Source organism: Pantoea leporis, assembly GCF_028048155.1.
GTDB lineage: Bacteria > Pseudomonadota > Gammaproteobacteria > Enterobacterales > Enterobacteriaceae > Pantoea > Pantoea leporis.
The window spans coordinates 495,716-512,461 of the sequence record NZ_JALMEU010000001.1; the positions used below are offsets into that span (position 1 = coordinate 495,716).

Consider the following 16,746-nt stretch of genomic DNA (forward strand, 5'->3'; position numbering starts at 1 on the left):
CCCAACACAAGCAGTACGGCATAAAAACGATAAACCTCTGACCTGCTGGACTTTGCTTATGAACCTAATGAACCCCTGCAGAGCGTGGTGCGCCGCGCTGCTGCTGCTCACCTGTAGCCCATCGTTGCTGGCGGCCACGCCAGACGACCAGCTGATTGTGGGCATGAACATGAATAACCTGCTCACGCTCGATCCCGCCGCCATGACCGGCAACGAAGTGGTCGGCATTGTCGTCAATCTCTATGACGGTTTAGTCGAGTTAGATCCGCAACAGCTCACCAACGTGCGCCCAGCGCTGGCGGAGCGCTGGGAGATCAGCCCCGACAATCGTCAACTCACCTTTCATCTGCGTGACAATGTCACCTTCCACTCCGGCAATCCGTTGAGCAGCGCCGATGTAATCTGGTCGATGCGTCGCGTGCTGCACCTGAATCTGGCACAGGCCTCGGTATGGAAATCTTACGGCTTCAGCAAAGAGAACGTGGATCAGATGATCAGCGCGCCGGATGCGCACACGGTAGTGATTCGCCTGCCCAAGCCTAACGATCCCAAGCTGGTGCTCTATTCGCTGGCGGCGCTCGGCAGCATGGTGGTACTCGACAGCAAAACCGTGCAGGCGCAGGCGGTGAATAACGATTGGGGCAATCGCTGGCTCACCACCCACGAAGCGGGTTCCGGACCGTTCCGCCTGGATGTGTGGCAGGCCAAAGATGTGCTGCGCATCAGCCGCGATGCCCACTACTGGCGCGGTGCGCCGAAGCTGACGCGTGTGGTATTCCGTCATCTGCAGGAGTCGCAAACCTTGCGTCTGATGATGGAGAAAGGCGATCTCGATGTTGCCAGCAACATGGCGATCCCCGATGTAAAAGCGCTGCGCCACGATCCCGATCTCACCATCGACGCGGTACAAAAAGGCACGATTTATTACCTGGCGATGAGCATGAAGGACGATCACTTCGCCCATCCGCAGGTACGCGAAGCGCTGCGTTATCTGGTGGATTATCAGGGGATTAACAAAACGCTGATGGCCGGTTACGGCACGCTACATCAGCGGCCAATTCAAGCCGGCATGCCGGCAACGCTGCCCGATCCTGGCTACAAGCTGGATGTGCCGCGCGCCAAAGCCTTGCTGGCCGCCGCCGGTTATCCCAACGGGTTTGATACCACGCTGCGCGTGCTGGCCGATCAGCCGTTCCTCAATGTCGCCATCGCGATTCAGTCCACGCTGATGCAGGGCGGCATTCGCGCCAAAATCATTACCGGCACCGGTAACCAGATTTACGGTGCGATGCGCGATCGTCAGTTCAATCTGCTGGTCGGGCGCGGCGGCAGCGGCGTGGAGCCGCATCCGCACTCCAGCCTGCGCGCGCTGGTGTACAACCCCAACAACGCCGACAGCGCGCGCCTCACCAATTTTCAGGGCTGGCGCACCGGTTTTTATGACGCGCAGCTGAACAGCATGATCGATAAAGCGCTGCTGGAGCGCGATGTAAAACAGCAGCAGCAGGATTACTTCGCTATCCAGCAGCGCTACGACCAGCTGATTCCGGCGCTGATGCCGATCTCGCAAATGACCGATTCGGTGGTGGTGAACAATCGGGTGCGGGATTACGTGCCGCATCCGTCGGCCACCACTTTCCTGCGTGACGTATGGAAAACGCCAGACAGCCTGGCGGGAGGTGCGCAATGAAGCTGACAAAAAGCCACTGGCGGCGCCTGCGTAGCCGCACCGTTCAGGTGGCGATCACGCTGTTTGGCCTGCTGTTGCTGACCTTCTTTATTGGTCGCGTGATGCCGCTCGATCCGGTGCTGGCGATTGTCGGGCCGGATGCCGATCACAACACCTATCAGCAGGTTTATCACCAACTCGGCTTCGATAAACCGCTGTGGGTGCAGTTTGGTATCTATCTGCAAGGCCTGCTGCACGGCAACCTCGGGCTGGCGCTACTGACCGGGCAGCCGGTGATCAACGATATCCTGCGCGTCTTCCCGGCCACGGTCGAACTGGCGACGCTGGCGATTGTGATTGGTACCGGCCTCGGCGTCCCGCTGGGCGTGTGGGCCGCCGCACGCCGCAACAGCGTGATTGACTATCTGGTGCGCATCATCAGCCTGGCGGGTTACTCCACGCCGATCTTCTGGGTGGGCATGGTGGGTCTGCTGCTGTTTTATGCCCATCTCGGCTGGGTCGGCGGCGCGGGCCGTGTTGATTTCAGTCTCGATGGCATTGTGCCGCGTCGCACCGGTTTTCTGCTGATCGATGCCTTGCTGGTGGGCGACTTCACGGTGTTCAGCAATGCGCTCAATCACCTGATTCTGCCTGCGTCCCTGCTCGGCTTTCACTCGCTGGCTTACATCAGCCGCATGACGCGCAGCTTTATGCTGGCGCAACTGTCGCAGGAGTTCATTTTGACGGCGCGGGTGAAAGGACTCAGCGAATGGCAGGTGATTTGGCAGCACGCGTTCCGCAATATTCTGGTGCAGCTGCTCACGGTGGTGGCGCTGGCGTACGGCTCGCTGCTGGAAGGCGCGGTGCTGATTGAAACCGTGTTCTCATGGCCCGGTTTTGGGTCCTATCTCACCGGCAGTTTGATGCTCGGCGATATGAATGCGGTGATGGGCTGCGTGCTGGTGGTCGGCCTGATATTCGTGCTGCTCAATCTTCTCTCTGACCTGCTCTATCAGGTGTTCGATCCGAGGACCAAAGTATGACGATTTCTCTCGATACGCCGTTAGCCAGCCAGACGCGCGAACGGCTGGCGCGCTGTCGCCGCACCGGCGCGCGCATCGGCCATTTTCTCGGGCAAATGGCGCGCAACCCGCTAACCGCGATTGGCGGCGGCATCATTTTGCTGCTGCTGGTGGTGGCGCTGTTCGCACCCTGGATTGCGCCCTACCATCCGCTGATTCAGGATCTCAACAACGCGCTGACGCCGCCCAACGCGCAGCACTGGTTTGGCACCGATGAATTTGGCCGCGACATTTTCAGCCGTCTGGTGTGGGGCGCGCGCATCACGCTGTATATCGTGCTGCTGGTGTCGATCACCGTGGGTCCGCTGGGCTTGCTGCTCGGCGTCACCGCCGGTTACTTCGGCGGCAAAGTGGATAGCGTGTTGATGCGCGTCACCGACATCTTCATCTCCTTCCCTAGCCTGGTGCTGGCGCTGGCGTTTGTCGCCGCGCTCGGTCCGGGGCTGGAGCATGTGGTGATCGCCATTACGCTCACCGCCTGGCCGCCGATTGCCCGCCTGGCGCGCGCTGAAGCACTGTCGCTGCGTCAGGCCGACTTTGTCTCCGCGGTGCGCTTACAGGGCGCCTCGTCACTGCGCATTTTGTGGAAACACATTGTGCCGCTGTGCCTGCCTTCGGTGATTATCCGCATCACCATGAATATGGCGGGCATCATTCTCACCGCTGCCGGACTCGGTTTTCTCGGTTTGGGCGCGCAGCCGCCGGATCCGGAATGGGGCGCGATGATCGCCAGCGGCCGCACATACATGCTGGAGTGTTGGTGGGTGGTGACGGTGCCAGGTCTGGCGATTCTGATCAACAGCTTAGCGTTCAACTTCTTAGGAGATGGCTTACGTGACATCCTCGATCCCCGCAGCGAATAGCGCTGCACCGTTGCTCGACGTGCAGGATTTACAGGTCAATTTCGTCAATGGCCGGCTGGTGACGCCCGCCGTGCGCGGCATCTCCTTCCAGTTGGGCAAGGAGAAACTGGCGATTGTGGGTGAATCCGGTTCCGGCAAATCCACCGTTGGCCGCGCGCTGTTACAGCTGCATCCGCGCAGCGCGCAGGTCACTGCACAGCGCATGCAGTTTGGTGACGTGGACCTGCTGTGTGCCACGCCGGCGCAGATGCGCGCCATTCGCGGCAAGCGCATCTCCATGATTATGCAGGATCCGAAATATTCGCTGAATCCGGTGGTACGCGTGGGTGAGCAGATTGCTGAAGCCTGGCGCAGTCATCATCCCGGCCAGCGCGAGGTTGCGCGGCAGCGGGCGATGGAGATGCTCGATGTGGTGCAGGTGCGCGATCCGGGCCGCATCTATCAATGTTATCCGCATGAAATTTCCGGTGGTCAGGGCCAGCGCGTGATGATCGCCATGATGCTGATTACCGAGCCTGAGCTGCTGATTGCCGATGAACCCACTTCGGCGCTGGATGTTTCGGTGCGTTTGCAGGTGCTGGCGCTGCTGGATGATTTAGTGAAACAGCGCGGTCTGGGGCTGATTTTTATCAGTCACGACATCAATCTGGTGCGGCGTTTCTGTGACCGCGTGCTGGTGATGTATGCCGGGCGCGTGGTGGAGTCGCTGGCGGCCAGCGAACTCGCTCAGGCGCAGCATCCCTATACGCAAGGCCTCCTCGCTGCACTGCCCGATATGGATCAGCGTCGAGCGCGTCTGCCGGTGCTGCAACGTCAGGCCAGCTGGCTGCAACCCTAAGGAGCAATGATGAACGAGATGATCCGCGTAAGTAATCTCAACCTCAGTTTTGGTGAGGAGGAGCGACGTAATCAGGTGCTGTTCGACGTCAATTTGTCGATTCATCAGGGTGAAATCTTTGGCCTGGTTGGCGAATCCGGATCGGGCAAAACCACGGTGCTGAAGTGCCTCTCCGGGCTGTTCACCCACTGGCACGGCGAGCTGGCGATTGATGGCGTGCCGCTGGCGCATCGCATCGCGCGCGAGCGCTGCCGCAGCGTGCAGATGGTGTTTCAGGATCCGTACGGATCGCTGCATCCACGCCACACCATCGGCGATATTCTCGAGGAGCCGCTGCAGATTCACGGCATCGGCCAGCGTCAGCAGCGCGTTATCGCTATGCTGGAGAAAGTTGGCCTCAATCGCGCGTGGCAAACCCGCTATCCGCACCAACTTTCTGGCGGTCAGCGCCAGCGCGTTGCCATCGCCCGCGCGCTGATTCTCGAACCGCGCGTATTGCTACTGGATGAACCGACCTCGGCGCTGGATGTCTCGGTGCAAGCCGAGATCCTCAATCTGCTTAGTGATCTGCAGCAGCAGGAGAAGCTGACCTACCTGATGGTGACGCACGATCTCGGCGTGGTGGCGCATCTGTGCCATCGCGTGGCGGTGATGCAACACGGCAAAGTGCTGGAGACGCTGGATGTCGATGCGCTGGTGCACAATCGCGCGCAGGTGGCGTATACGCAGATGCTGGTGGATGCGAGTCGGCAGGATAACGGGGTTTTAGCGTAGGGTCGCCATTGATGGCGTAATCCTTACTGATAAGGACATTTTGCTTTGAATAGGTAGCGGGCTCTGACACATCTGCTGCGTCAAGGGCCGTCCTCGCGCCGCTAGCGCGGTGCCTTCGGCTTCCACGTTGTGCCAACGGACCGTTCGCGGATCGGCCTTCCCTGGCCGACCCCGAACTGCCTCGCGCATCCATGCGCGAGGCTCCTGGCCCAACGTAAAAGCCTCAGCGCTGCGAATAGCCCTTTTGCCGCAGCAGACGCGCCAGCGCCTCTGGCAAAGGTGCCCTTTTCAACAACACGCACCGGACCGCGTACTCGTCACTGGCTTAACTGACATGCATTACGTCGTCTGTGGTGACTTGAATGAACAATTGAGACGTCTGCAACGGTTGGTCCGGTAGGATAAATACGCGTGACTGTTGAATCGAAGGCATAACAAAATCGAGTGCTTCACTGACTCTGAAGCTGCCCAACTCTTAGCGTTTTCTCCGACACATGCTCCGGTACTTTGATGCCATAGTGCAAATGAAGAAGGACATAAACAACAAAGCCAGGTTTCCCTGGCTTCGCTCAAACCGTTTTGATTACTGCGTCAGTTCACGCACAAAACCCACGATCTCCTGATTCTGCCCATGTTCAAACAGGCAATGCTGCAGGCGCGGGCCGCTCACTGCAGTTTTCACCAGCTCAGGATCGATGGCGCGCAGTGAATCAAGGTAATTCTCTTTCAGCAGCGCCGCTTTCACTTCGTTCAGAATGCCGGCATTACGCACCTGCGGCTCTTTGCGCTCTGGCGGATAGCCGTGCCCTTTTTCACCGGTAAAGGCTTTTTCGAAAATAAAGCGCAGGTTTAGTTCCGCGCCCCAGCCGAAGCCTTTGGCGAACGGCAGCGACAGCGCATTGCCGTTGTTGATTTGCGCAAACAGGTAAGCATCCGCCGGATCGATGCAGTAGCCGCACACCACGCCGGGATGCAGGTTCAGCGACATCAACGCGCCTTGGCCGGTACCGCAACCGGCCACCACGAAGTCCACCGCTTTGCTGTTAAGCAGTACGTTGGCCATGATGCCGAGGTGAATATAGGTAAGATGGTGATCCTGTTCGTCGCTCATACCGACGTTAAACACCTGATGCCCGAGCGGTTGCGCCACAGACTGAAGCTCTTTCAACACCGTTGCGTTCTTCGCAGCCTGGCTGTTTTCCATCATCAAAGCGATTTTCATGATCCTTCCTCAGATTAAATTGAAACACCGTTTCATTTTAATCAAAGAACGTTAAAATGCAGCCTTTAAATGCCTTTTTGACTGTGAGTTAAGTCACATATTGACGATGCAACCTGCAAGGAGAAATCATGTTTATCTTTAAAAGCGCAACCCGACTGGACGATTTAGGCAACGGCGTGACGCGCCGAATACTGGCGCACGGCGGCACCCTGATGGCGGTAGAAGTCACCTTTGAGCAGGGTGCTGTCGGTCCGCTGCATCACCATCCGCATGAGCAGCTCACCTATGTGCTATCCGGACGTTTTGCCTTCACCATTGATGGCGTGACGAAAGAAGTCAGCGCCGGCGATACGCTGTATAAAGCGCCGAATATTGTGCACGGCTGCGTGTGTCTGGAAGCGGGCGTACTGCTGGATACCTTTACGCCGCAACGCGAGGATTTTCTGGCGGCACCGTAACGTGCCGCCAGAACGATTAGCGGGAAGCCCACCAAAGTCGCAGTTTCAGCCCCCAACCGCTGGTCCAGCCGCTGCTGGTGCTGATGACTTTGCCCTGATGCAGCACGATAAAGGTCGGCGTGGCGTTGATATCCCAGCGCTGGGCGATCGCCCCGCTCTCATCATTGATCGCCACGCCTTGCAGCCCTTTCTTCTCCAGCCAGGTTGCCACGCGCGCGTCAATGCCGGAACGCAGCGCCACGCTCACCACCTTGTCACCTTCCTGACTCATCGCCGCTACGGTTGGCGTGGTGAGTTTGCACACGCCGCACCAGGTTGCCCAGACGTACACCAGCAGTGGCCGATCCTGACTAAGTTCCGCCAGATTCACCTCACCTTGCAGCGAGGTCAGCGGTTGTTGCGCCAGGTCGGCAGGCAGCTGCGGTGCCCGCAGCCAATCCATGCCCCACAGCGCAGCCGCGACAATCAGCACCAGCAGCAGCGCCTCACGCAACCAGCGCTTTAATCGACTCATTGCTTCGCCTGCAGCGCGCCTTTCACTGCCGCTTCCAGCTGCTCATACGGCACCGCGCCGCTGATCATCTGGTCGCCCACCAGCGTGGCTGGCGTGCCCTGAACGCCGAGCTGCTGCGCCAGCGTCAGGTTGCTGTTGATGGTATCGAGGCTCACTTTGCTTGGCTCTTTCAGCTTGATGCCGGTTTTCTCCAGCGCCGCGTCGATGCTGGCGTTATCGTGATTGCCCTTTTTCGCCATCAAACGCTCATGCAGCTTTAGGAAGTTTTTCGGCTGCTGCTCCCACACGGTGAGCGCCAGACGCGCCGAGGTGAGAGAGGTTTCAGCACGGTACGGCAGCGGTTTGATCACCACCGCTACCTGCGGATAAGCCTTAATCAGTTTTTCGATATCGGCTTCAAACTTCTTGCAGAACACGCAGTTGTAATCGGTGAAATAGACCAGCGTCAGCGCCGGTTTTTCAGCGCCAATACGCGGTGAACCGGCGTCGTTAAACAGCGCATCGTGGTTTTTCTTCACCATCTGCGCCACTACGTTTTGCTGCTGTTGCGCTGCTTCTTTATCAAAGGCATCAGCGGCTTCCGCCAGAATCGACGGATTCTGCACCAGGGTTTCACGGATCAGTTCTTTGATGCGCGCTTCCTGCTCAGGCGTAAAAGGCGCGGCCGCCAGTGCAGGCATGGCAAGGAACATCAGTGGCAGTAACAGGGATTTCTTCATTATTTTTTCGCCTCAGAGAGAGTGGAGATCACCGCTTCACGACTCAGCAGCGGTGACAAAATCTGGCCTTGCGGCAGTGCCGGGCCATAGATTTGGTTAAAAGGGATCGCCACGCGGTCGCGGCGGCGCAGGAATTCACCAATGGCGGGATCGGGCTGCGTCCAGTCGCCGCGCAGCAGTACCACATCATCGGCTTTGAGCGCAGCACGCACATCGGGCTGATTCAGGACGCGAGATTTATTCACTTTACAGGTGATGCACCAGTCGGCGGTGACATCGACAAACACCCGTTTATCCTGCTCGAGTGCCTGATGGATCGCCGCTTCGGTCAACGGCTGCCAGTGCAGCGCCTCCTCTTCCGGCGAGATACGCGTCATCAGGAACAGCGCTCCGGCCAGCGTCAGGGTGATAAACACCACGCCCGCCTGCTGCAGCGCGCGACGTTTCACCAGCCAGCCACACAACACCACGAGTAACACGCCCGCCAGCACCAGCGCGAAGGTGCTGCCCCAATGCGGCACCAGCAACGTCACCAGCCAGAAGGTGGCGAGCAGCATCAACAGGCCGAGCACGCTGCGCAGATGCAGCATCCAGCGCCCCGGACGCGGCAGGCAGCGCGCCATGCCCGGTAACGCCGCCACCAGCAGCCACGGCAAACTCATGCCAACGCCGAGCGCGACAAACAGCAGCCATAGCTGCGGCAGCGGTGCCGTCAGCGCATAAGCCACCGCCGTACCGAGAAACGGCGCGCTGCACGGCGTGGCCAGCAAGGTGGCAAACGCGCCCTGGCCGAAGTGCCCGAGCAAGCCGTCGCCGCCCTGCGTCGCCAGTTTGGTATTCAAACCCGACGGCAAGCGGAAATGCAGCAGATCAAACAGGCTGGCGCTAAACAGGAACATCACCAGCACCATCACCAGCAGGAAGCCGCTGCTCTGGAACTGAATGCCCCAGCCCAGCGCCTGACCGCTGAGTCGCAGTCCCGTCATCAGCAGCGCCAATAGCAGGAAGGAGAAAATGATTCCGGCGCTGGAGGCGAGAAACTGCTGGCGCGTCTGACGCTGCGTTTGCCCTTGCTGCTGCACCAGGCTGCTGAGCTTGATCGCCAGCACCGGCAACACACACGGCATCAGGTTGAGGATCAAGCCGCCGAGCAGCGCCAGCAGCAACACCGACCATAAGGTTTGCGCCGCATCGCCGGACACCAGCGTTTCCGCGCCGATATTTATCGTGCTTTGCTGCGCAATGCCAGCATCCGCAACCACCAGCGACAGCGTTTTGCCGCGCAGATCCGGTGCCGCTTCGCCCCATTCATCGGTGACCGCTACGCGCGCGCTGAGCGTGTCGCCATTCACACGGATCGTCGGTGCCGCCAGCATGCTGCCCGGCGGATAATCGAAGAACAGTTCAGGCTGTTGCCAGCCGCCCTGACGCTGTGCGCGGATCTGCAATTCGCCATTTACAAAGCTGGCGTGGAGTTGATCGGTTAAGCCGCTAGCCGCCGGGATGCGCCCCATCGCCTCGGCGAAATCGCGGGCAAAATCGGCGTCTGCGGGCTGGGTCAGATCGAGGCTGATCGGGAAGTCGGTGAGGATGCAAACATCGCTACAGGTTGAGAGCGTCAGCGTTCCCACAAGTTGCTGGCTCGACAGTTTCGCCAGCTCGATCGGCAGCGTGATATCGCCTTTATAGCCTTGCGTGGTCAAGCCGCTGACGTCAAAACGCTCGGGCGCGGGCCAGAACCATTGCGCCTTGACCGCCGGGGTTTGCCAGCGGATTTCCGGCGCAACGCCGCCTTCGCCAGGCGTGCGCCAGTAGGTTTTCCAGCCGGGTTGCAGGCGAATATCCAGCAGCAGTTGCTGATTATCGTTGTGGCTGGCGCTGCGCAAGCGCACTTCGGCGTGGCTGTTTTGCGCATTGCGCAGCCAGCCGGTGTCTGCCGCCTGCGCAGTGATTGCGCAGCTCGCCAGCAGGAGCAGCAGGCTCCTGATCAATACAGTCATGTGAATTCTCCAGTGAATAACAGGGTTTACGCGATGTAACGCGCAGGTGTTATTCCCGGAAGACGCAAAATGTCAGATGCCGCCGTCGCAGAGGCGGAAACAGCGGTGCGCGGCGATAGCCGACGCAAGTGGTGGTTTGTGTGTAGGTGGCGATCAGTGCCAGCAGCAACAGCAGGAAAGGCAATGCGGTATCAAGGATTGGCGCGGCGGCACTCAGCGATTTGGCGCTCAGCGCACAGGGTTTTTCGCTGCCGCTGGCATCATCACTGCTGTTGGTGTGCGCGGACGCGCTGACCTGCGCTAAAGGTGCGGAAGGCAAATTGAAGCTGCGCTGGACGAGACAAAACGCCAGCACCAGACAAACCAGTGCCAGAATCCATTTTGCGCGTGATAGCGATATCGTCATGCCGCAGCCTCAGAGAAAAGTGCGGGCATTTTAAGCATCTGCAGCAGAAACACCAAGCTTTGCTGTGTAAACTTTTGTCTTTGTGGTGCTCAACCCAGATCCAGCATCGTAGCGGCGCGATTTATCGCGCATCTCAACGAAGGCATATTACCCACCTAAACACGACGCAATAAATGGCGCCGCTACGAGGATTGCGGCCATCAAAATTTTATCGTTACACGGCGTTAAACAATATCATCCACCACGCCACCATCGACGCGCAGCGCGGCACCGGACGTCGCCGACGCCTGTTTCGAGCAAACATACACCACCATATTCGCCACCTCTTCCACCGTGGCGGCGCGCTGGATCACCGAACCTGGCCGCTGCGCCATCACAAACTCTTTCGCCAGCTCTTCCAGCGCCTTACCGGTGCGCTTCACCTCATCTTCCATCATCGCGGCAAAGCCATCAGAGAGCGTTGGACCGGGCAACACGCTGTTTACCGTCACGCCGCTGCCCGCCACCACTTTCGCCAGACCGCGCGCCAGCGACAGCTGCGCCGTTTTGCTCACGCCGTAATGCAGCATATCGGCGGGAATGTTCAAGGCTGATTCAGAGGAGATAAACACCACGCGGCCCCAACCACGCTGCACCATCTCCGGCAATAAAGCCCGCGACAGGCGCACGCCGGACATCACGTTGGTTTGCCAATAGGCGTCCCAGGTGTCGTCATCCACTTCATAAAAATCCTGCGGACCGTAAATCCCGGCGTTATTCACCAGAATATCAATTGGCGGCAAGCCATTAAGTAGTTGCTTAACCCCTTGGGCACTGCCGAGATCGGCGATAAAGGTGTGAATTTTGGCGCCCGCCACTACGCCGTTAAGCTTCTCCCGCGCACGACTCACCGATGCTTCGCTGCGCCCGTTCAGCACCACTTCCGCGCCGCTGGCCGCCAGACCTTGTGCAATGGCAAAACCGATACCGCCAGTTGATGCGGTAACTAAGGCTGTTTTTCCGTGTAAATCGATATTCATCGTGCTTTCCTCTGTGAGCGTAATCACAAAGCCTGGTTCAGGCAGGAGAAGATGCATTGACGAATCATGCGATGGTGCTGTCGGCCACAGGGCTGATGTGCGTTCAGCCTGCTGCCGACATTATTTAGCCCGAGGCCGATAAAGCCGGTTGAGCGCTGATCGGCAGCCGCAGTTGACGCTGTAACCAGGCGCAGGCTGCCGCCTGATCCGGATTGCGTGCGTTAAGCTGCAACACCGGACCCAGCGCCATCGGTTGGGCTGTTTCTGCTAACTGGCGCAGTTCTGGCAGATACTCCGCGCCCGGATGTCCCGGCATGCGATCGGTTAAACGAGCCTGATAACGCGCTACCGCCTCATCCGGCGTGATCGCCAGCCACAGCTCCAGCACCCGCGTCACGCCCGCCTGCTGCAATCCCTGCTGCAGCACCTCTTTCGGCTGGAAGCCAAACCAGGCATCGATGACATAGATACAACGCGTCGGCGCTTGCGCCACCACTTGCCAGATCGCCTGATACGCCGCACAACCTAACTGGCGATTGCGCAGGCGATCCACCGGCGCAAAGCTGGCCATAAACGGCTCTTTCAGGCTATCCAGCGTCAGCACCGGAAAGCCGAAATGCTCGGCCAGCGCGCGCGTTAGCGTGCTTTTGCCGGAAGCCGGAATGCCATTCACCAGCACGACAATTTTCTCTTCTGTGTCGGTTGTCATAGGATTTCTATCACCTCCGCGGCACTGCTGGCCTTTCGCAGTCGCACCAGCGTCTCATCATCCTCCAGCAGCGTAACAATCGCGCGGATACCCTCTTCAATGTGGGCGTTACTGTCACGCGCACCGAACATAATCACGATGTCGGCTTTGTCACTGCCGTCGAATGAGATCGGCTCATCCAGCACAATCATGCTGAAACAATCTTTCAGCACGCCGGTCTCCGGCCGCGCATGGGGAATGGCGATGCCCTCCTCAAACACGTAATAGGCACCATGCTCCAGCGTGTTAGCGATCACCGCTTCCGGGTAACTGGCTTTGATGTAACCGCCGTTCACCAGCGGCAGCGCCGCCAGCGCGATCACTTCGCGCCAATCCCTGGCGCTGATCCCCACCTGAATCGCACTTGCCTCCTGCAGCAGTTGTTTAATACTCATACTGCCTCCTTAAAACGATTTGCGAATGGTGTTACGCAGTTCATCAATTTTGACAAACAACGGATCAATTTCCTGACGATAGTGTCGACTTTTGGCAAAGATATTTAATGCACGATTATATTCCAGCATTAATTGTTTTTGCGTGTCTGTCGCCTGCGGATTATTGGCTAACTGATTTTCCAGTTCGCTTATTTTCCCGCTGATGGTTTCAGCCTGAAGATCTATTTCCTGTGAATCCTGGCTCTTATTATCAGAGCCCTTTTTCAAGAATCCAAACATAGCATCTCCTGCCCCGAATGGCGCCGGGCACCTCAGGTTATTACGTCATGAGTAAGTCGGAATTAGCGAAACAGTTGAATCTTTTCTACCAGCACATTGGTCACGGCATCGTTGGCCGGCACAAGGAAATTACGCACGCTGTCGTTGACCTTGCCCTTTTCAAACGTCTGCTTGCAGTTCGCAACCCACTGCACATTCATCTCGGTGCCGACATTCACTTTTTCAATCCCGCTGCGCACCGCAAGACGCATATCTTCATCGCTGACGCCGGTACCGCCGTGCAGCACCAGCGGCGTTTTAGTGGCATCGGTAATTTCCGCGAGGCGCTGATGTTGAATATGGGCTTTACCGGTGTACAAGCCGTGCACCGTGCCGATGGAGATCGCCAGCATATCGACGCCGGTTTCATCGACAAAGCGTTTGGCTTCATCGACGGTGGTAAACGCCGCATCGTTCATTTCCACCTCTTTACCATCTTCCGAACCGCCAATCGCGCCCAATTCCGCCTCAACCGAAACCGCCAGCGGGCGCGCCATATCAATAACACGGCGCGTATTGGCGATGTTCTCTTCAATCGGTAAATGTGAACCGTCATACATAATTGAACTGAAGCCCGCATCCAGCGCGGTTTGGATAGCGTCCAAATCCGAACAGTGATCGAGGTGCAAACAGGTCGGCACGTTACGGCTTTCAGACAATGAGCGAATCGCATCCACCAATAATTTATGTCCGAGATATTTGGCGGTTCCGGTTGAGATCTGAATCATTAATGGGCTATTCGTTTTCTCCGCTGCTTTAAAAAAGGCGGGCAACATTTCCAGGCAGTGCAAATTAAAGGAACCGAGCGCTTTAAATTCACGTTCTTTAGCCACCTGCAACAGATCGGTAAAGTTATAAAGTTTCATGGAGCTTTTCCTCATGGGATTTAGACTTGGTGGATTTTCCGTTAACAAACCAGGCGATGAGAGTAATAAAGGCGATAAACAGCGCGACGAACAGCCAGTTATTCTGGAATGCATGGCCGAGCACCAGGCCGGTACTGATGACATCCGAATCACTGAAGGTGACGCCGGTAAAACCGTAGCTTTCCAGCATCGGCACCAGAATCGCCGGCAGGAAGGTAATGAACAGACCGTGCACGAAACCGCCAATCATTGCGCCGCGACGCCCACCGAGCGCATTACCGAACACGCCTGCGGTGCCACCGGCAAAGAAGTTAGTCAGCAATCCTGGCAGAATCATCGCCAGACCAAACATCGGGAACACCAGCATGCCAACCACCGAACCCAGCGTGGTGGCGAGGAAGCCGACGATCACCGCGTTCGGGGCGTACGGGAACATCACCGGGCAGTCGAGCGCCGGTTTTGCATCCGGCACCAGACGCATGGCGATACCACGGAAAGCCGGCACCAGTTCGTTCAGCAACAGACGCACGCCGCTATACAGCACGAACACACCGCACACGAACTGAATCGACTGCATAAAGGCGTACATCAGGTAGTTCATGCCGTTGCTGTACTGGCCGATAAATTCCGGACCGGCGGCGACCGCAGGGATCAGGTACATCGGCACCATCACCACCGCCATCGACAGATAGGTGTCCTGCAGGAATTTAAAGTTATCGGGCAGTTTGAGATCTTCGGTGGAGCGCGACCCTTTGCCCACCACCTTTGCCACCGCCGCCGTCAGCAGATAGCCAATGGTGCAGAAGTGCCCGAGCGCCACGTCGTCAGAATCGGTGATGCGGCGCACCACCGGTTGGGCCAGTGCAGGCATCACCACCGCCATAATGCCGCCAAAAATGCCGCCGGTAAGGATCAGAGGTAAACCTGTCAGCCCCGCTTTATAGCCAATCACCGCACCGATGGTCGCCATCCACAGCAGCGCCTGTCCGGTAAGGAAGATGTATTTGAACGGTGTCAGACGCGCAATGATGATGTTGACGATAAAGATCACCAACAGCGTCAGCGCCACTTCTGAACCCAGCTCGCGGTTTGCTAACCCGGCAATGGCGGCAACGTCGGTGATATAACCCTGCATGCCAAAGCCGTGGGTGAAAATGGTGTTCAGGAAGGTCAGCGTACCGACAATAATGTTGATACCGGCCATCATAATTAAGAAACCGAGCAGAGTTTTAAATGTGCCTTCCACCACCTTGCCCGCCGATTTTTTTTGCAGTAGCAGACCAATCAGGGCAATAAAGGCGATCAGTATCGATGCCTGCCCCAATAAGTCTTTTACCAGGAAGTCGATGACACTATTCATGATTAGCAACCTTTAAGTTACGTTCTTTCATAAACGCCACGATTTTCTCTTCAATTTCTGCTTTGTCGGTCAGCTTATTGAGAATAATCACCCGCTTGATCTGTTCCGGGCTGGCATCGGCATTTAACACATCAGCAAAGGCTTTCTGGGTTAAAATCATGTCGGATTTAAAGGCGTTGGCTTCAGAAATGGTGGTGTGATCAATATCAGCATCAATTTCGAGTTTCTTTAATACTGACTTGGCGCTCATTTCAATCGCAAAGCTTGAACCCAAACCACATCCACAGACACATAATATTTTCAGCATGGCTATTTCCTCACAGAATTTGCAGTTGTTTAGCGAGTTTATAATGATGCCCTTCCGTATCGACCAGGCGTTTTTTCATGCTTATTAAATCAATCGGAATCGGTCGATTACTACCATTAATAATCACCGCTTTATTGCGCATTCCCGACTGAATACAACGCGCGACTTCACTGGCCATAATGGTGCCCTGATAAATCTCTTCACAGGTAGGATCGCCATTACGCAGGCCATAACCGATAATCGTTTTACGAATACGCACACCAATTAACGGTTCAATTTGTTTAATTAAGGTATCGATAGCGCCCTGAAAGCCCGGCGAATATTCACGGGTATAGCCTTCCGAGCACAAAATTATCACGCTGTTCTGCGCCGCCAGCCGCTGCGTGATGCGTTCCGCCAGCTCCTGCGGTGCAATCTGGCATTCCGGTATCAGCGCGAAATCGGCATTGGATTTGATCGCTGACTGCAAGGTTAATTCACCGCAATAACCGCCCAGCAGCTCCACCATAAATACACGACCGGTTAAGGCGCGGCCGGTATTACGTAACTTCGCCACCTCTTTTAACACCTGCTCACAGGCGGTGGAGAAACCGATGCTGTAATCACTGCCAAAGACATCGTTATCGATGGTCATGCCGACGCCAAAACAGTTGACACCAAATTCGCTCAGCGTATGCAGGAATTGTAATGAACCATCTCCGCCCGCCATAATTAATACATCGATGCGCAGCGATTTAAGGTGTTTGGCGATCATCTCATATTCCGGGCGAATTAATTTCCTGCTGGTTCGTCCCGATTGCATCACCGGAATAGCGGCGATGGCGTAATCCACTAAATCACGTTGGGATATTTCCTGATGATTGTTTTCCAGCAAACCTGGAATACCACCATTAAATAACACCATTTCCGCTTGAGTTAAGCGCGATATTTGATACACAAAGTTATTAATCCCGGTGACATCGCCACCGCTGATCACCATGCCAATTCTCATTGTCATCATCCTTTATGCTGTGCGTCTGGAATTCATTCTTCCGATTAACCGCATTGTTATTTGCAACGAATGTCACACTTTTGCGATGAATTTCCCGAGTGAGATAATTGACAGCATCCAACAAAGGCTTATTTTTGTGATATAAATCACATGGCACTTTTCACCTTAAAACCTTAATAACAAATAAAATCATAGGT

Annotated in this window: 19 protein-coding genes; 6 read left to right on the top strand and 13 right to left on the bottom strand. The window is 56.7% G+C overall.

What is annotated here, in order from left to right; all coding sequences use genetic code 11:
* Positions 1-58: 58 nt before the first annotated feature.
* Genes MWH02_RS02280 through MWH02_RS02300 form a run of 5 tightly spaced genes read left to right on the top strand, consistent with a single transcriptional unit; the run spans position 59 to position 5,226 of the window.
* Positions 59-1,690 (top strand): ABC transporter substrate-binding protein, encoded by a 1,632-nt coding sequence (locus MWH02_RS02280; RefSeq protein ID WP_271459828.1) that lies wholly within the window; start codon positions 59-61, stop codon positions 1,688-1,690.
* The gene (locus MWH02_RS02285) at positions 1,687-2,712 is read left to right on the top strand and encodes an ABC transporter permease (RefSeq protein ID WP_101764466.1); all 1,026 of its coding nucleotides are present in this window, start codon (positions 1,687-1,689) and stop codon (positions 2,710-2,712) included. The genes MWH02_RS02280 and MWH02_RS02285 overlap by 4 nt, the downstream gene beginning before the upstream one ends.
* Positions 2,709-3,614 carry an ABC transporter permease gene (locus MWH02_RS02290; RefSeq protein WP_101764467.1) on the top strand — a complete coding sequence of 302 codons (906 nt, stop codon included), beginning with the start codon at positions 2,709-2,711 and terminating at the stop codon, positions 3,612-3,614. The genes MWH02_RS02285 and MWH02_RS02290 overlap by 4 nt, the downstream gene beginning before the upstream one ends.
* Positions 3,586-4,452, top strand: a complete 867-nt coding sequence (locus tag MWH02_RS02295) for an ABC transporter ATP-binding protein (protein ID WP_101764468.1) — start codon at positions 3,586-3,588, stop codon at positions 4,450-4,452. Before MWH02_RS02290 ends, MWH02_RS02295 begins: the two co-directional genes overlap by 29 nt.
* A gap of 18 nt (positions 4,453-4,470) precedes the next feature.
* Positions 4,471-5,226 carry an ABC transporter ATP-binding protein gene (locus MWH02_RS02300; RefSeq protein WP_271460172.1) on the top strand — a complete coding sequence of 252 codons (756 nt, stop codon included), beginning with the start codon at positions 4,471-4,473 and terminating at the stop codon, positions 5,224-5,226.
* 583 nt (positions 5,227-5,809) lie between these two features.
* On the opposite strand, the gene MWH02_RS02305 is transcribed toward MWH02_RS02300, so the two are convergent.
* Entirely contained in the window at positions 5,810-6,448 is a 639-nt protein-coding gene (locus MWH02_RS02305; RefSeq protein ID WP_008110061.1) for an RpiB/LacA/LacB family sugar-phosphate isomerase, read from the bottom strand.
* Positions 6,449-6,576: 128 nt separating this feature from the next.
* Here MWH02_RS02305 and MWH02_RS02310 point away from each other — a divergent pair, with 128 nt between their 5' ends.
* Entirely contained in the window at positions 6,577-6,906 is a 330-nt protein-coding gene (locus MWH02_RS02310; protein WP_217546719.1) for a cupin domain-containing protein, read from the top strand.
* 16 nt (positions 6,907-6,922) lie between these two features.
* On the opposite strand, the gene MWH02_RS02315 is transcribed toward MWH02_RS02310, so the two are convergent.
* The 12 genes from MWH02_RS02315 to MWH02_RS02370 form a co-directional block, all read right to left on the bottom strand.
* Positions 6,923-7,420 carry a protein disulfide oxidoreductase gene (locus tag MWH02_RS02315; protein WP_217546721.1) on the bottom strand — a complete coding sequence of 166 codons (498 nt, stop codon included), beginning with the start codon at positions 7,418-7,420 and terminating at the stop codon, positions 6,923-6,925.
* Positions 7,417-8,139 (bottom strand): DsbA family protein, encoded by a 723-nt coding sequence (locus MWH02_RS02320; RefSeq protein ID WP_110866094.1) that lies wholly within the window; start codon positions 8,137-8,139, stop codon positions 7,417-7,419. The genes MWH02_RS02315 and MWH02_RS02320 overlap by 4 nt, the downstream gene beginning before the upstream one ends.
* Complete coding sequence (locus MWH02_RS02325; RefSeq protein ID WP_271459829.1) at positions 8,139-10,139, bottom strand: protein-disulfide reductase DsbD family protein; 2,001 nt, start codon at positions 10,137-10,139, stop codon at positions 8,139-8,141. The genes MWH02_RS02320 and MWH02_RS02325 overlap by 1 nt, the downstream gene beginning before the upstream one ends.
* Before the next feature lie 49 nt (positions 10,140-10,188).
* Positions 10,189-10,545 carry a hypothetical protein gene (locus tag MWH02_RS02330; protein WP_271459830.1) on the bottom strand — a complete coding sequence of 119 codons (357 nt, stop codon included), beginning with the start codon at positions 10,543-10,545 and terminating at the stop codon, positions 10,189-10,191.
* A gap of 224 nt (positions 10,546-10,769) precedes the next feature.
* Positions 10,770-11,564: an SDR family NAD(P)-dependent oxidoreductase gene (locus tag MWH02_RS02335; RefSeq protein WP_271459831.1), complete on the bottom strand. Its 795-nt coding sequence runs from the start codon at positions 11,562-11,564 to the stop codon at positions 10,770-10,772.
* Between the two features lie 124 nt (positions 11,565-11,688).
* Entirely contained in the window at positions 11,689-12,273 is a 585-nt protein-coding gene (locus MWH02_RS02340) for a P-loop nucleotide/nucleoside kinase family protein (RefSeq protein ID WP_110866091.1), read from the bottom strand.
* Entirely contained in the window at positions 12,270-12,707 is a 438-nt protein-coding gene (locus MWH02_RS02345) for a PTS sugar transporter subunit IIA (protein WP_271459832.1), read from the bottom strand. The genes MWH02_RS02340 and MWH02_RS02345 overlap by 4 nt, the downstream gene beginning before the upstream one ends.
* A gap of 9 nt (positions 12,708-12,716) precedes the next feature.
* On the bottom strand, positions 12,717-12,986 hold the full coding sequence (locus MWH02_RS02350; protein ID WP_271459833.1) for a hypothetical protein: 270 nt from the start codon (positions 12,984-12,986) through the stop codon (positions 12,717-12,719).
* A 62-nt stretch (positions 12,987-13,048) separates the two neighbouring features.
* Positions 13,049-13,891, bottom strand: a complete 843-nt coding sequence (locus tag MWH02_RS02355) for a class II fructose-bisphosphate aldolase (RefSeq protein WP_101764478.1) — start codon at positions 13,889-13,891, stop codon at positions 13,049-13,051.
* Positions 13,878-15,251: a PTS sugar transporter subunit IIC gene (locus MWH02_RS02360; protein ID WP_008110085.1), complete on the bottom strand. Its 1,374-nt coding sequence runs from the start codon at positions 15,249-15,251 to the stop codon at positions 13,878-13,880. Before MWH02_RS02360 ends, MWH02_RS02355 begins: the two co-directional genes overlap by 14 nt.
* Positions 15,244-15,558 carry a PTS sugar transporter subunit IIB gene (locus MWH02_RS02365; RefSeq protein WP_008110086.1) on the bottom strand — a complete coding sequence of 105 codons (315 nt, stop codon included), beginning with the start codon at positions 15,556-15,558 and terminating at the stop codon, positions 15,244-15,246. Before MWH02_RS02365 ends, MWH02_RS02360 begins: the two co-directional genes overlap by 8 nt.
* A 10-nt stretch (positions 15,559-15,568) precedes the next feature.
* Positions 15,569-16,549, bottom strand: coding sequence for a 6-phosphofructokinase (locus MWH02_RS02370; RefSeq protein WP_101764479.1), 981 nt, complete (start codon positions 16,547-16,549; stop codon positions 15,569-15,571).
* Between the last annotated feature and the right edge of the window lie 197 nt (positions 16,550-16,746).